This is a genomic window from Pseudomonas sp. 5P_5.1_Bac1, assembly GCF_025466015.1.
In the GTDB taxonomy this organism is placed as follows: Bacteria; Pseudomonadota; Gammaproteobacteria; order Pseudomonadales; family Pseudomonadaceae; genus Aquipseudomonas.
This window is the reverse complement of sequence record NZ_JANLNX010000047.1, coordinates 59,351-74,378: the sequence shown is the minus strand read 5'-3', so window position 1 is coordinate 74,378 and position 15,028 is coordinate 59,351. Positions and strand designations below refer to the sequence as shown.

At 65.5% G+C, this 15,028-nt stretch carries 8 protein-coding genes; 4 read left to right on the top strand and 4 right to left on the bottom strand.

Features of this window, described 5'->3' with window-relative positions:
• Nucleotides 1-100 precede the first annotated feature (100 nt).
• From NTD82_RS09485 to NTD82_RS09470, 4 genes are read left to right on the top strand one after another with little or no spacing between them, the layout of a single operon-like run.
• A complete protein-coding gene (locus tag NTD82_RS09485) occupies nucleotides 101-946 on the top strand; it encodes a hypothetical protein (RefSeq protein ID WP_262128575.1) in 846 nt (281 codons plus the stop codon).
• Nucleotides 943-1,503: a DUF4123 domain-containing protein gene (locus NTD82_RS09480; RefSeq protein WP_262128573.1), complete on the top strand. Its 561-nt coding sequence runs from the start codon at nucleotides 943-945 to the stop codon at nucleotides 1,501-1,503. Before NTD82_RS09485 ends, NTD82_RS09480 begins: the two co-directional genes overlap by 4 nt.
• Nucleotides 1,487-1,855, top strand: a complete 369-nt coding sequence (locus NTD82_RS09475; protein ID WP_262128572.1) for a hypothetical protein — start codon at nucleotides 1,487-1,489, stop codon at nucleotides 1,853-1,855. The genes NTD82_RS09480 and NTD82_RS09475 overlap by 17 nt, the downstream gene beginning before the upstream one ends.
• Entirely contained in the window at nucleotides 1,852-2,328 is a 477-nt protein-coding gene (locus NTD82_RS09470) for a hypothetical protein (protein ID WP_095156704.1), read from the top strand. The genes NTD82_RS09475 and NTD82_RS09470 overlap by 4 nt, the downstream gene beginning before the upstream one ends.
• Before the next feature lies 1 nt (nucleotide 2,329).
• Here NTD82_RS09470 and NTD82_RS09465 read toward each other — a convergent pair whose 3' ends face one another.
• From NTD82_RS09465 to NTD82_RS09450, 4 genes are all read right to left on the bottom strand, one after another.
• Nucleotides 2,330-3,304, bottom strand: a complete 975-nt coding sequence (locus NTD82_RS09465) for an endonuclease/exonuclease/phosphatase family protein (RefSeq protein ID WP_262128571.1) — start codon at nucleotides 3,302-3,304, stop codon at nucleotides 2,330-2,332.
• A complete protein-coding gene (locus NTD82_RS09460; RefSeq protein WP_262128570.1) occupies nucleotides 3,304-4,944 on the bottom strand; it encodes a hypothetical protein in 1,641 nt (546 codons plus the stop codon). Before NTD82_RS09460 ends, NTD82_RS09465 begins: the two co-directional genes overlap by 1 nt.
• A gap of 48 nt (nucleotides 4,945-4,992) precedes the next feature.
• Nucleotides 4,993-5,256, bottom strand: coding sequence for a hypothetical protein (locus NTD82_RS09455; protein WP_262128569.1), 264 nt, complete (start codon nucleotides 5,254-5,256; stop codon nucleotides 4,993-4,995).
• Between the two features lie 291 nt (nucleotides 5,257-5,547).
• Nucleotides 5,548-15,024: a filamentous hemagglutinin N-terminal domain-containing protein gene (locus NTD82_RS09450; protein WP_262128568.1), complete on the bottom strand. Its 9,477-nt coding sequence runs from the start codon at nucleotides 15,022-15,024 to the stop codon at nucleotides 5,548-5,550.
• Nucleotides 15,025-15,028 lie beyond the last annotated feature (4 nt).

The following is a 15,028-nucleotide window of genomic DNA, read 5'->3' as shown; positions in this document are numbered from 1 at the left end:
CGGTTTACCCCGGATGACGGGCACCGCAAGTAGTGGCGTATTGACACGGGGCTGGCCATTTCGTATATGGCTCGCTACGACAAACGTCCAGGGACGGAACATGCGGTTATGGGTGGCGGACGGCGCAGAGCAGATCGAGCTGTGCGAACAGGCTGAATTCAGCACCAGCCGCCCCGACAGCGGGGCGCTCGCCTGGCAGCGCCGCGTCGAGTTGCACGACGTGTGGCAGGCCGACGCCTTCGTGCAACGTCACCTGCGCGGCACCGGCCAATTGTTCGAATTGCGCCGGGTGCTGGCCCGGCAAACCCTGATGATCCACCAGCTCAGCGACGATCAGGTGCTGCAGCAGGTCGCCAATGAACTGCGCTTCGGCAGTTTGCGCGCTGATGTCTACGTCCACCGGCCGCGCGTGTGGCCCCGCGTCGATACCTTCGCCAGCCCGGCGGTGGTCGCCCCCAGCGAGCGACCCGCCGCTGCCGCCCCGGCCAGCCCACCTCCGCCCGTTGAAGCCGCCGCTGCCCCAGCGCCCGCGCCGGCTCCTGCCGTGGTGGCGGCGGTGGTCGAGCAGCCGACGGCTGAAGTGGCCGCCGCCCAGGAAACCCTCGCAGCCATGCTGGAGCAGGGCGCGCAGGAAGCGACGCCTTTCTGCGAGGTGTGCGAGCAGGCCCGGCAGGCCCGGGCCGCTGCTGACCCAGTGCCCTCGCCAGAGGCCGCGGCCGTGCAGGATGCCCAAGCGGCGGTATTGGAGCAGGCCGCCGAGGAGGGCACGCCCTTCTGCGAGGCGTGCGAGCAAGCGAAGCAATCCCGCGTAGCCGCAAGCAACACGGCATCAGCGCCAGTACCGCCGCAACCGGTCGAAGCCGTGCAGGGTGCGCAAGCGGCTGCGCTGGAACAGGCCGCCGTTACCGGCACCCCTTTCTGTGAAATTTGCGAGCGCAACGCATGAGCGAAGAGAACACCGAGAACGTCCCGCCACTGTCGGCGCTGGAACGCTTGCCCGCGCTGCTCTGGCCCGAGGACAGCGAGTCGCCCGACGACCAGATCTATTGGCTGCTCGACGGCGCTCGCGACCCCGGCATCGTGGCTTTGCTCGAACGCAGCGGACTTGAATCCAGTTGCCTGTACTCCGGCCCATTGATCCCCCGGCTGAAAGCCGCCGCGCCGTGGTTGGTCAAGCTCGCGCTCGGCTCGCCGGCCAGCCTGGACCTGCTGCGGCGCGGGTGGGGCAAGGCCTGGGGGATTTTCATCGAGGTCCCGGCGCAGGTGTCGATCGACCAGTTGCGGCGTCACTGCAAGAAGTTCTTGCGGGTGCGCACCGAGGACCACCGCGTGCTGATGTTCCGCTTCTATGACCCGCGAGTGCTCGGCGTGTTTCTGCCCTCCTGCGACGCGGCGCAATACCAGGCGCTGCTCGGGCCGATGAAGCGCCTGGTGGTAGAGCTGGAAGAGGGCAAGGACTGGCAGGTGTTCAGCACCGGGGGCGATGATGCTGGTGATCAGTAGCGAGCAACTGCGCCAGTTGGGCCAGTCCGCCGACGCGCTGTTCCTCAAGCAGGCCGCCGCGCGGGTGGCCGAGCATTGGCCGCGGCGGGTCGAGCGCCTCGGGCCGGCTGCACTGGAGACGCGCTTGCGCGCCGTCTACACGCTGGCGCAAGCCTGCGGCGTGCGCGACCGGCCAGACATGTTGCGCCTGGCGAACGTGGCCATGGCCCTGGATGACGACCTCGGCGCGGAGTCGCCCAATACCTGGGTGCGCGAGACGCTCGGCGACACACGCCTGCGGCCGGGTGACCGGCTCGATGTGCTCGATGCGCAGGTGCGCGACTGGCTGCTGGAGAAGAGGGCGCGGGGATGAAGTTCGAACCGCTGATCTTCGCGGTGGTGCCACCGGTGATCGTGCCGCCCGACGACGATCCCGTCGCCGCCTATGCCGCCATGGACAAGGAGGTGGTGGCGCTGGCGTCGTCCACCGAACTGGGCGACCCGATCCTGCCGTGCCAGAAACCGTGCATCGAAGTGACGGTGATGGACGAGGACAACACGCCACTGGCCGACACGCCTTATCGCTTGCTGCTGGAAGGGTCGTTGCTGGCCGAGGGCACCCTCGACGGCACCGGCTTCGTCGCCATTGAGGAAAAGGAGCTGCCGGCAGGGGACTGGAACATCGAGATCACCTTGCAACGCAACGAATCGACCCAGGTCGTGGAGCGCGCCGACATCCTGCTGACCGCGACGCCGCCGGCCGCTGAAGAGGCGGAAGAGGACGAAGGCGAGATCGAGGAAGAGCGCTGGCCGCCGTTCCTGGACCCCCCTTACGCCTGGCGGTAAGTCAGAAAGTGAGCGTCACCTTGATCGGCAGGTGGTCGCTGATCCCGCCTTTTTTGATGATGCGGATCTTGTGGAACACCGTGCTGCTGCGGAACACGTTCGCCGCGATCGGTGTGGGTTTGGTGGCGACCAGGGGGGCGACCAGGTCGATCACGCCGGGCAAGTTCGCCGCGGTATGGCCTTTGACCAGAATGTTGTCGTAGGCGTGTTCGCGGTAGTTGTTCCAGACCGCGGCGCCCGATTTGAGGCTGGAGCGCGTCCGATCGGAAACCAGGGTCAAGCCCAGGTTGCCCAGCGTGGTGCGGTCGTCATCGTGCCCCGCCAGGTCACAGTCCGGCACGGGAGGCGACGGCACGGCGCACAGGTTCAGGTCACCCAGGTACACGACCCTGGGTTTGCCGGTGACGCTGGCGTGTGCGCCCACTGCCGCCACGCCCAGGTTGGCCTTGCGGTTTTGGTCGGCGCCGTAGCTTGGGCTCGGGGCGTGCTGTGCGATCAGTTCGAAATCGGTATTGGTTGCCACGTCGCGGAAGGTGACATGGAACGGGCAACTTTCCCGTACACCCAGAATTTCCCAGTTGGGGATGATGGTCTTCGTCGAGTTGGTCAACAATGTCCCCGCCTGGAACGTGACGACCGGCGTGCGGTGAAACACCAGCACGGTTTCGCCTCCGCCTTTCTTTTTGCAGTAGATAATCTGCGGCGCCACCATTGCCCAGTCCGCGCCGCCATTGGCCCGGGCGTTGAGTATCGCGAGAATCTGCGTGCCGCCGCTGGGGCCGCCCCCGGTAGCGGCGGTGCCGACTTTACCTTTCTTCGTTGTTGGTTCGATGATCACGAAAATGTCGCATTCGGCGGCCCCGGCGGGCGGGTGAACCACATCCATCATCCGGTTGGTGCTGTCGGTCCTGCTCATGACCCCGGACGTGCCGGCCGCGAAATTGAAGATGTTCCAACTGATGATGCGGATCGCCATTAGCCTTGCTCCGCGGGAATCGGATTGAGTGCCGGGTTGTAGAAGGTGAAGTCGAGGTTCTCGTCGTTGCTGGCCTGGATCGACCAGCGTCCGGTGGTCAGTTCCAGGCGCAGGGCGAACTGGGTAATCGGCGGCTGCGGGTCGCTTGGCAGGTTGATCTCCATGGCGTGGATCAGTGCGGGGATATCGGCGTCATCCAGGGGGCGCAAGTTGACAATGGCGGTTTGCTCGCTTTCCTCCCTGTAGCCTTCGCAGGCGACACCGCAGACCGTCGCCTGCAGGTGCGACTCATGGATGATGCCGCCCGAGCCACCGTTGAATGGCTGGCCCAGCACTACCCGGAACAGCGATCGGCCAAAGGAAAAATGCTCATTCGTCACCGTGGCTGTCGGTGTGCCGCGAAACAGCAGTGCGACATCCGTCATGCCGAAGGTGGTCAGGGCAATGCCGAATTGCAGGTGCAGCAACTGGGCGTCGGTGAGGGCGTTGTACAGGGCGGACGAAATCGCGCCCTTGCGCCAGGTTTCGCCACCCAGCCAGGTATCCAGATGGGCCAACTCTCCCAGCGGCGGAAACTCGTTTTCGCAGTTCAGGAAGAAGTCATCTTCCTCACCGGCCAGCGACGCGTTGGTGTCCGGGTCGTCGTCATCGACCTCGGAAGGCTCGAACCCGTCTTCCAGGTAGAGGTTCCAGCGCAGTACCCAGTCGTCGCGGCCGAGGTCCGTGTAGTAGCGGCGGCCATCCAGGCCAACGCCGACGAGGTAGCAGGTGCTGTGCGTGGCGCCCTCCAGCGTTTGCGTGATCATGTTGAGCACGCAGTGGGACAGGCGGACGTTGGTGAACTCGAGGTCGAAGGGCGTGGAGCGCCACTGGCAACCGTCGGACTGTTCGCAGATCAGCACCAGCGGCATGTGGCTGCGGACCGCCTGCTGGAGATTGGGACCGAACTGGAAAACCTGGTAATAATGCGTGCCCTGCAGAATCGGCATCGCCGTCTCGGTGCCTTCAATGGCGATGGCCGACTCGACGTACACCGGTGTCGAGTCGAAGCGCAGGCTGGCCAGGCCACTGTCCACGGTTTGCGCCTTTTGTTCCGGGCACAGTGGGTAGAGCGCGGGATGGCCGGAGATGTCCTGGACGTTGACGATACACACCGCCTGCGGAGTCCAGTCGTTCCCGTTGCGCTGGAACCAGGCCGCCGCCTGAAAGGGCGATTGGTCGTCAAGCACGCCTTCGACGAACATCGTGTTGTCCGAGGTCGATGCCAGCTCTTCGGTATAGGTCGCCGACGCCTTCGCACCACGGGATTTCACCTTGGCCATGATCCGCTTGAGAACTTTGATCTTGTACTGGAGCAGCTTCTCTTCGCGGGCCTTGTCGCGATAGCGCACGCCCAGGCGCGCGCTGTCCCACTTGTGCTTGAGCTTGTTCTTCCTCAGGGTGCGTTGTGAGCCGGTGTATTTGCTTTCCCCGCTGTGCGCCCATCGAACGTCGCTGGTCTTGACCTTCCACGCGCCGGTGTTTCGCCAGATCAAGGATGACCGTTCAAGGTCGCCCAGATGATCGCGGTCCCCTGTTCCACGGGCACCCCAGATACGCTGGTAGTAAACGCCGGCAATTTCGATGAGCTCCTTTCCCATTACGGCCTCGGCTGCGGCTGGGGTTTGGGCAGAGCGGCGGGCACGGCCTTATTCATACTCGGTCAGCCAATGTGGCTTGCGGGCGAAACCGACGTGATAGACCAGCGCCTGCACCACCTCCTGACGGCCCGCCACCTCGACCGACGCCAGGGTTTTCTCGAGCCCGATGATCCGGCCCTTGGGGGTGTTGTTCAGGCAGCGGTTGAGCAGTTGTGTCTGCTCCTCGATCGCGGCTTGCGAGAGCAGATTGGCCGGGTCCGTACTGCCGATCACGATGCGTTTGACGAAGCTGACGTCACTCAGATCGAACATCTCGTTTCTCCTTGAGGGGATGTTTGTGGCATCCCGCCATCATTCACATTTTGCGGGGTGGAGGGAAGGGGGGGAGGGTGTTTCGCGCAGACTCAAAATCGTGCGGCGCTCAAGGGGGGGTCGCGAGCAAGCTCGCTCCTACAGGAGGCCGAAAGGCGCCGACAGCCTCGCCGCATCGAACGGATAAGTCCGCAAAGCCAAAGATCATCGTCCCCAGGACCCCGTGAAAAACCAAAAAAAAGGCCGCCGGGGGAATCCCCCCGGCGGCCTTTCTGTTTACCGCGCTACGACTTACTTGTTGTAAGTCATCACGCCGTCTTCACCTTCGACAAAGCCACGGAACGGGCTGACCTGCGAAGCGTTCAACAGACCCGCGTCGAAGAGTTTCTCCGGACCGGTCTGCTGAACCATCGCCGGCTGCAGCAGCGCTTCCATGAAGCGACGGCTTTCGGCCAGGCTGCCACCGATCACGCGGTTGCCCAGGTCGACCTGCGACGAGTCGTTGACGTCGCCCATCAGTTCCTGGATCAGCGCGTTGGTGCCGTTGTCCGCCTTGAGCGACACCGACCAGGCACGGACGTTGGCGACGCCCGGCATGTTGTCCAGTACCTGCGGTGCGACGAACACCACGCGACCACCACCGACATCGTTGGAGGTCTGGATCGACGCAACGCTGATGCTGCGACCGCCGGTGTAGCTGACGGTGCCGTTGCCGGTGCTGGTGGTGGAGGTCGGCGCCATGACCACGTTGCCGCTGCCGTTGACGCTGACGTTGCCGCGACCACTGGTGGTGATGTTGGCGTTCTGGTTGATGTTGCCGCCGTTGAGGGTGATGTTGCCGCCGCCGGTGTGCGAGACACCGCCGTTGACGTTCAGGTCACCCGCGCTGTTCAGGACGATGTCGCCCTGGCCAGCAGTCAGCGAGGTCAGGTTCAGCGCCGAGGTCGAGGTGCTGTTCAGCACCGCGCCACCGTTGCCGCCGGTGGACGCCAGGTTACGCACGTTGACGTCGAAGGCATTGCCGGCCTGGCCGACGCCATTGGCGGCGTTCAGGTTGACGCTCTGCGCATTGACGTTGCTCACCGTGTTGTTGTTGACATCACGGATCGCGCCGGCGTTGGCGTTCAGGGTGACGGCGTGGCCAGTGGCATTGATCACGTCGACGTTGAGGTTGCCGGTCGCGCTGTTGACGGCAACGTCGCCATTGGCGCTGTTGACGGTCAGGCGATCCAGGCCATCCGCTTCGTTGATGGCGATGTTGCCGCTGTTGCTGACCTGGGCGTTGATGCTGGTTGCCTTGGTCTGCAGGGCACCGTTGGCGCCGATACCGTCGGTGGCGCTCAGGTTCAGGGCGTTGCCCTGGACGCGGGTGTTGCTGTTGCCGTCGTCGACCAGTTGGCCGTTTTCAGCAGACAGCGCCACCGAGCCGGTACCGCTGACGTTGCCAACCACGGCGTTGCCGTCGGCGACCGCAACCTGCACGTTACCGTTGCCGGTGCTGACGTTTTCCAGGGTGACCGCCTGCGACTGAGCCAGGTTCACATCGCCGCGGGTGGTGCTGGCGTCGAGGGTGTTGCCGGTCAGTTTCAGGGCGCCTTGCGAGCCGTTGCCCAGGCCGTTGGCCGCGTCGAGTTCGATGCGGTCGCCGGTGATGCCGGTGGCTTGGGCCACGCGAGCCAGCATGCGAGCGAAGAAGCTCGGCTGCTGGGTCACGATGGCGCCGCCGGTGGAGGTCAGGCTGACGTTGTGGCTGCCGGCATTCACGGTGTTCACGCCGATGTCGCCGCCAGCGGTCACGCGGATGTTGCCGTCCGCAGTGTTCAGGCGGGTGAGGGTGATGGCGTCGTCTTCGGTCAGGGCGATATTGCCGCTGCCGTTGACCCATACCGTGGCGCTGTCGACAGCGGTGTGCAGGTTGACGCCGGTTTCAGCGTCGACGTTCAGGTCGCCGCCTTTGACCAGGCCGCCGGCCAGGGTTTCGACCTTGCCGCTGGAGGTCAGCGCGATGCTGTCGCCCTGCAGTTGCTTGATGGCGATGTCGCCCGCGTTGACCGACACCTGGCCGTTGGCGGCCGCGACGTTGTCGAGGGTGATGGCGTTGGCTTCATCGACCACGATCGAGCCGCTGTCGGCCTTGGCCACCAGGGTGTCGATGTCGGTGCGCAGGGCATCGTTGCTGCCGATGTTGCCCGACGCGGTCGCGGTCAGTTGTTTGGCGGTGACGTTGCGCGCCGCGTTGCCCTGGACCTGGATGTCGCCGGCCTTGGCCGTCAGCGTGGCGTTGCCGTCGGCGGTGCGGATCTGGTCGATCAGCAGGTTGCCGCCCGCGGTGTAGGCCACGTTGCCCTGGCTGTTGACGTTGGTCAGCGCGCCGACGCTCATGGTCAGGTCGCCTTTGGCATCCACCGAGACGTTGCCGTTGTTGACCCCGAGGGTGCCGTTCTGCACCAGGTTGCCCTGGGCGGTCACGCTCACGTTGCCGCTATCGACGCCGATTTCCTGCACGGTGGCGTTGCCCGCCGCGCTGTAGTCGACATTGCCGGTCGTGGTGGTGGTGCTGGCGACGGAGGTCATCAGCAGGTCACGGCCGGCGTTGGCGCCGACGTTGCCTTGAGCGGCGTTGACCAGGGCGTTCTGAGTCAGGTCGCGGCCCGCGTTCAGGCTGACATTGCCGTTGAAGGTGCTGGTTGCGCCGTTGAGGGTGACATCGTTACCCGCGAAGGTCGTGACGTCGCCGGCATCGGTGTGCACCAGCGCATTCTGGGTCAGGTTCTGGCCCGCGCTCAGCGCGATGTTGCCTTGAGCGGTGCTGGTTTCGCCGTTGAGGGTGACGTCGCGACCCGCGGAGGTCGTGATGTTGCCCGCGCCGGAGTGGACCAGGCCGTTCTGGGTCAGGTTGCCCTGCTCGGCGCCGAGCGTGATGGCGCCGTTGCCGGTGGACAGGTTCTCCAGGCTGGCGTTGTGCGCGGCGTTGTAGACGATGTCGCCGTTGCCGGTAACCACGCTGTGCACGCCGGACGCCATCAGCAGGTCACGACCCGCTTTGGCGGTGAGGTTGCCCGCACCGGTCTGCACCAAAGCGTTCTGGGTCAGGTCGCCATCGGCGTGCGCGTTGATGTTGCCCGCGCCGGTTTGCACCAGGGCGTTCTGGGTCAGATTGCCTTTGGCCGCCAGATCGACGTTGCCGTTGCCGGTGGTCACCTGCTGCAGGTTGGCGTTGCCGCCAGCGCTGTAGTTGATGTTGCCGGTGCCGACGACGGTGGTGTCGGTCTGGGTGGTCAGGTCGCCATCGGCGTGCGCGGTGATGTTGCCCGCGCCGGTTTGCACCAGAGCGTTCTGGGTCAGATTGCCTTTGGCCGCCAGATCAACGTTGCCGTTACCGGTGGTCACCTGCTGCAGATTGGCGTTGCCGCCAGCGCTGTAGTCGATGTTGCCGGTACCCACCACGGTGGTATCACCCTGGGTGGTCAGGTCGCCACCGGCGTGCGCGGTGATGTTGCCTGCAGCGGTCAGCACCTGTTGATGCTGAGTCAGGTCACCGCCTGCGTTCAGTTTGATGTTGCCGCCGTTGGTGCCCACGGCCTGCAGGCTGATGTTGCCGCCAGCGCCGAGGTCGATGTTGCCTGCGAACATTGCGCCTGTCAGGCCCAGGGTGGTCAGGTCGCGGCCGGCGTGAGCGGTGATGTTGCCCGTGCCGGTCAGCAACTGGCCGTTCTGTACCAGGTTGCCCTGTTGCGCGCTCACATTGACGTCGCCAGCGTAGGCACCCACGTCTTGCAGCGAGGCATTGACGCCTGCGGCGACGGTGACGTTGCCGGAAACCGACGAAACGGTATGGGTATTCGCGCCCATCGTGATGTCGCCGTCGGCGGTCACCGCAATGTTGCCGACATTGGTCTTGGTGTGCGCGTTTTGTTGAATGTTGCCGCCAGCCTTCACCGCAATGTTGCCGGTATCAGCCAGGATCTGCTCGTCCTGCTGGACGTTGCCGCCAGCGCTGACCGAAATATCGCCGTTCTCGGTTTCGATCCGGGCGTGCTGCTGGACGTCACCGCCCGCGCCCAGACGTACCGCGCCAGAGGTAGTGGCCGTCACGGAATTGTTCACGGTCAGGTTGCCGGCGGTGCCGACTTCGATAGCGCCGTCGGTGCTGTTCAGGCCAGAGAGCGTGCCGAGGCCCAGGTTCTCGGCGAGGGTGCCGATGACCAGGTCACCGTCCAGATCGTTGAGCTTGAGGCTGCCCGTTGTGGTTTTGCCGGCGAGGTTGCCGACCTTGACGTTCAGCGCGTTGGCCGCGCCGATACCGTTCTCTGCACGCAGGGTCAGGTTGGCGGCATCGATGTTGCTGGTGCCGTCGGTCTTGGTGTTGGTGATCTGGTTGCCGGCGACCAGGGTGACCGTGTCGCTGGTGGTGCCGGTGCTCAGGGTGCCGACGTTCAGCGAACCACCGGTGGTGACGGTGACGTTGCCGTGGTCGGTTTCCAGGGTGCCGATGGTCAGGTCATCGACGTCGGCCAGGTTGACCTCGCCAGCGGCGGTGACGTTGACGGTGTTGACCTTGGTGTCCAGCGCGCGGTTGGCGTTGCCGCCGGTGGCACCGACGCTGCCTGCCGCGTTGATGTTCAGGGTGTCGGCGACGATCAGGGTGCTGTTGTCCTGGTCATCGTCCACCGCGCCATCGGCGCGCAGGTTGATGGTGCCGGTGCCGGCGTCCAGGCTGCGGACCAGCACTGCGCCACCGGCCGTCAGGTCGATGTTGCCGCTGGCGGTTTGCAGGCGGTTCGCGGTCACGGCGTTGGCTTCACGCAGGGTGATGTTGCCCGCGTGGGTGACTTCGGCGTTGAGGGTGTCGACGTCGGTGTCCAGGTCGATGGCGCCGGTAGCCGTGGCTACCAGGGTGCCGCCCTGGACGTTGCGCTCGACGGTGTTGCCGTCAATGATCGAGCCGTTGGTGCTGGTCAGGCTCACGGTGTGGCTGTGAGTGCTGTCTTTTACCAGTTGGTCGATTTTCAGCGAGCCGTCGGTGGTGACGCTGATGTCGCCCGCGCCGCTGATGCCTTTGACCGCGCCTTGGGTGCCGATGGTCAGCAGGGCGCCGCCGTTGGCGTTGACGATGGCCACGCCGCCGTTGCCGGCGTCGGCCGCCACGCGGTCGGTCCTGGTGTTGACGGCCTGGTTGGCGCCGATGCCGTTGCCGGCGACCATTTTCAGGTCTGGCGTTGCCAGCGTGCCGCCCTGGCCGAGGATGGCCTGGCCGGCCTTGAGGCTGATGGAGGTGTCGCTGTTGACGCTGCCGACCACACCAATGTTGTTGTTGGCTTCGGCGACGATCTTCTGGCCAGCGGCGACGGTGATGTCACCCAGGCCCAGGCTGCCGGCGGAGTCCAGGTACAGGCTGGAGTCGATGACGCCGCCGTTGTTGATGTCCAGACGGTTGGCGGTGATGCCCAGCGGCTTGTCGGCGGAGCTGTCGATCTGCTGGTTCAGGTTGTACGCGGCCACGGCTTGCTTGCGCACTTGCAAGGAGGCATCGCGGGCGGTGTTGGCCTTGAACACTGCGAGGTCGGCGGTGGCCTTGGAGGTGGCGGTGGTGTCGCGGATCGCGGTGGTGGTCGCCAGGTTGGTCGCGGCGGTGTAGACCGCGGCGTTGGCCACGTCCAGGGTGTTGTTCAACTCGACCAGCAGGTCTTGTTGCGGGGCCAGGCTGTAGCGCTCGTAGCTGTCCAGCGCCAGGGTGGCGGCGGACAACACCAGGTCGACCACGGCGAAGGCCGCGTCGGCACCGGCGTCACCGGAGAACGGAATGGCCTGGGCGGCGCCGGCGATGACGGCGGCGGCGTTGCGGACCACGCTGGCGGCGTTGAGTGCGGTGTTCAGGCCGTCGGCGACCTTGGACATGCTGTCGACTTTGTTCGACTGCGCAGTCGCGGAAATATCCGCCAGGCGCTGGGTCAGCTCGGCCAGGCTGTTCTGCACGGTGGCAGAGGTGACCAGGGCCTCGTAGTCCTTGAGCTGCTGGATCAGGATGTTCAGTTGCAGCAGCTTGGCGGCCGCTTCGGCATCGCGCGCCGAGTATTCGGCGATGGCGGTGTCGCGGGTCAGCTCGGCGGTGTACTTGCTCGGGGTGCTGGCGGTCAGGCTGACGTTGTTGCCGCGAATGTTCTGCGCGGTGCCGTTGCCGTCGAGGATCACGCCGCCGGCCGAAGCGACGGTGACGTTACCGGTGGTGCCGGCATCGAGCATGCCGATGGTGATGTTCGACTGCGCTTGCAGGGTGATGTTGCCGCCGTCGGTCTTCAGGTTGCCGGCGATGATCACGCCGTCATAACCCGGCACCTGCGAGCTGGCCTTGTTCATCGCGGTCAGGGTGATGCTGCCGCCACCTGGCAGGTAGATGGTGTCGGTCTGGTTGAGGAAGACGATGTTGCCCGAGGTCGCGGTCAGGGTCAGCGAGCCGCCATCCATGGTGATGGTGCCGCCGCTGTTGTCCAGCACGGTGATCGCGGTGGCGACGATGGTGATCGCGCTCGCGCCTTTGCCGGTCAGCGAGCTGCTGTTCACGGCCACGGCACCGGCGTTGGTGGCGGTCACGCCACCGCTGCCGCCGGCGGCGGAGAGGAAGCTGACATCCAGGTCCAGTTGGCCCTGTTTGCCGATGCCGCCGGGTGCGCTCATGTCCAGTTCGCGGGCGACGACGTTGGCCTTGGTCTTGTTGCTGCGGCCATCTTCGATGGTGCCGCCGGCGCGCAGCTTGACGTTGTTGCCGCCGGCGTCGACGTTGCCCAGCTTGATGCTGCCGTCCGCGGCGATCTGGATGTCGCTGCCGGTGCCGCCGCTGGTGGCCTGCACCAGGGACAGCAGGTTGCCGTTGCTCTGGCGGGCGTAGATACCGCCGTTGGCGGCGTCGATCACCAGTTCGTCGACCTGGATTTCAATGGCGTCGCCCGAGGTGCCGAACGATTTCACCGCCGCGGTCAGGCCGCTGGTGATGAAGTTGGCGGCCGAGCCGTTGCCGTCGGTGACGTTGCCGGAGACCTTGAAGTCGACGGTGCCGCCGGCCTTGACCTGGCCGACGACCACGTCACCGGAGTTCTGGAAGGCGATCTTGCCTTGGGTGGCAAGGACGTCCAGCAGGCTGATGGCGCCGATGTTGGCGTAGTTGATGTCGCCGCCGGTGGCGGTCAGGTTGACCGCGCCACCGGCCACTTGGCTCGACAGCGCTTTGCTGCTGGTGCCGATGGAGGCGCCGGTGACGTTCAGCGAGCCGGCGGAGATCGGGGTGCCAACGGCGTCGGCGGCGGTGGTGACAGCGCCACCGGCGGTCAGCTCGACGGCTTTCTTGGCGACGATCGAGTTGACCGCCAGGTTGCCGCTCTGGCCGACGGTGACGGCACCGTTGGTGGAGTTGGCCTTGGCGGTCACGGTCAGGTCGGCGGAGGTGTTGGCGACGTTGGCGATGCCGTTGCGGCTGGTCAGGTTCAGCGTGCTGGCCTGGGTCTGCAGGGCAGTACCGACGGCGCCGACGTTACCCGAGGCGTCGATGACCACGTCTTTACCGACGATGCTGCCGCTGCCCTGGGTGATGTCACCGGCGGCGGTCAGCGAGACGCTCTTGTCGGCGCCGGCGTCGATACCGTTCAGCTTGAAGCCGCTGGCGGTGTTGGAGAACGACAGGTCCAGCGCCTGGGTGCGGTTCAGGGTCAGGCTGTTGAGGTTGCGGCTGTAGACCAGCGAACCACCGGTGAAGGCGACGTTGGTGTCACCGTTCGGCGTGGTCACCGACAGGCTGTTCAGCGCCTTGCCGTTGGACAGGTACACGCCGGACTGGGCCGCGGTGGTGGTGGCGGTGATCTTGTCGACGCTGGTGCTCAGCGCCTTGTTGGCGGCACCGATAGCGGATTTGCTCGATGCGGTCAGCTCAGCCGCGGTGACGTTGGTGCCGGAACCGGTGGCCGTGATGCCGCCGTTGCCCGCGGTGAGGTCGACCTTGCCGCCGGTGGCGGTGATGCTGCCGACGGTGATGTTGCCCTGGGTCGCGTTGAGCACGACGTTGTTGTCGGTGCCGGCGGCGGTGAGGGTGCCGATGGTCAGGCCCTGGCTTTCGCTCAAGTACACGCCACCGTTGCCGGCCGCGGCGTTGACGGTGTTGCTCTGGGTGCTCAGGGCCTGGGAGGCGTCGCCGACTTCGGTGCCGGCGTTGAGGTTGACGGTGCGGCCGACCAGCGAGGTGCCCGCCTGGGCGGCGAGGATGCTGCCGGTGTCGGAGGTCACGGTCAGGCTGTTGGTGGCGGAAACGGTGCCGGTGAGGACCACGCCTTCAGTGGCCTGCACCTTGACGTTCTTGCTGCCGGTGTTGCCGTTGCTCAGGGTGATCGAACCGCTGTTGTCGATGGCGCCGGAAACCGCAGGCTGGCCATTGATGGTGATCTGCTCGCGAGCGACGACGTCGCCGAGAATCACGGCGCCCTGGTTCTTGACGTTGATGCCGCCGTTCTGGGTCGAGGCGGAGAGCACGCCGACCTTGGTGTTGACCGCGTCGCTGTCGGTGCCCACGGCGCCGTCGGCGACGAACTTGGCCGAGTAGCCGGAAACGTTGGTTTTGCTGGTGTCGGCCGAGGTGATGCTGCCGTTCTGGGCGGTGATCACCACGCTGCCGCCTTCGGTAGCGGTGCCGGCGTTGACTTCGCCCAGTGCCACGCCGCCGTTGACGTCGGTGACCAGCACGTGGCCGTTGGCGGCATTGGCGTTGAGCACATCGGCGTCGACGCGCAGGGCCGCGCCTTCGGCACCGATGGAAGCACCGGCGCCGGTGACCGAGAGGTTCAGGGTGTTGGCGCGGGTGGCGCTGTTGTCGGCGGTGGTGATGGTGTTGGTCGCGGCCAGGGTCGCGGTGGTGGCCGCGGCGACGCCGACACCCTTGATGGTGCCCGCCTGGACGATATCGCCCGCGTTGATGGTCAGGTCGGTGGCTTCGATGATGCCGCCGTTGTTGACCACCGAGCTCATCAGGCCGCTGGCGGAGTTGCCCTGCAGCAGGACGGTATCGCCCTTGACGGTACCGCTGTTGTTGACGCCGGTGAGGTCGTTGCCGGTGGCGGCGGCCAGGGTGTCGGCCGACACGCTGAAGTTGATCAGGTTGCTGCCTTGCAGGTTGACGGTGAAGCGGTCACCGGCAGCCATGGTCACGCGGCCGACGTTGGCGATCACGTAGCCGGAGTTGTCGACCTTCGGTGCGACGAGGTAGACGAAGCCACCGCTGCCGGTGGTGATCTGGCCCTGGTTGGCGATGCTGGCCAGGTCTTTGCCGGCGACCTGGGTGAAGTTCAGTTGGCCACCGTTGAGGAAGCTCTGGTCGGTGACGTCGAAGGTGGTCGCCAGCAGGCCGGCCACGTCGACCTGAGAGCCGGCGCCGAAAACGATGCCGTTGGGGTTGATCAGGAAGATGTTGCCGTTGGCCTGCAGAGCGCCCTGGATCTGCGAGACCTGGCTGCCCAGCACCCGGTTCAGGGTGATCGAGTCGTTACCGGCGTTCTGTGCGAAACGCACCAGCTCGCCAGCGTCGATGCTGAAGTCGGTCCAGTTGATGATGCCTTTCTGCAACGCCTGGGTGATGACCAGTTCGTTGTTGTTCATGGTGCCGATGGAGATGCCACCGGACACGGCCACGCCGCCTGTGGGTGCTGCGAATGCAACCGAACTGCTGGCGCCGATCACGGAAACCGAGACCGCCTTGATGAATGTCTTCGTGCCTTTTTTCTTGCGGGACATGAGT

What these genes read in the sequence shown, in the direction of transcription:
- NTD82_RS09455 (WP_262128569.1), bottom strand. Translation starts at nt 5,256, where the DNA reads ATGTTCGATCTGAGTGACGTCAGCTTCGTCAAACGCATCGTGATCGGC.
- NTD82_RS09465 (WP_262128571.1), bottom strand. Translation starts at nt 3,304, where the DNA reads ATGGCGATCCGCATCATCAGTTGGAACATCTTCAATTTCGCGGCCGGC.
- NTD82_RS09475 (WP_262128572.1), top strand. Translation starts at nt 1,487, where the DNA reads ATGCTGGTGATCAGTAGCGAGCAACTGCGCCAGTTGGGCCAGTCCGCC.
- NTD82_RS09480 (WP_262128573.1), top strand. Translation starts at nt 943, where the DNA reads ATGAGCGAAGAGAACACCGAGAACGTCCCGCCACTGTCGGCGCTGGAA.
- NTD82_RS09485 (WP_262128575.1), top strand. Translation starts at nt 101, where the DNA reads ATGCGGTTATGGGTGGCGGACGGCGCAGAGCAGATCGAGCTGTGCGAA.
- NTD82_RS09450 (WP_262128568.1), bottom strand. Translation starts at nt 15,024, where the DNA reads ATGTCCCGCAAGAAAAAAGGCACGAAGACATTCATCAAGGCGGTCTCG.
- NTD82_RS09460 (WP_262128570.1), bottom strand. Translation starts at nt 4,944, where the DNA reads ATGGGAAAGGAGCTCATCGAAATTGCCGGCGTTTACTACCAGCGTATC.
- NTD82_RS09470 (WP_095156704.1), top strand. Translation starts at nt 1,852, where the DNA reads ATGAAGTTCGAACCGCTGATCTTCGCGGTGGTGCCACCGGTGATCGTG.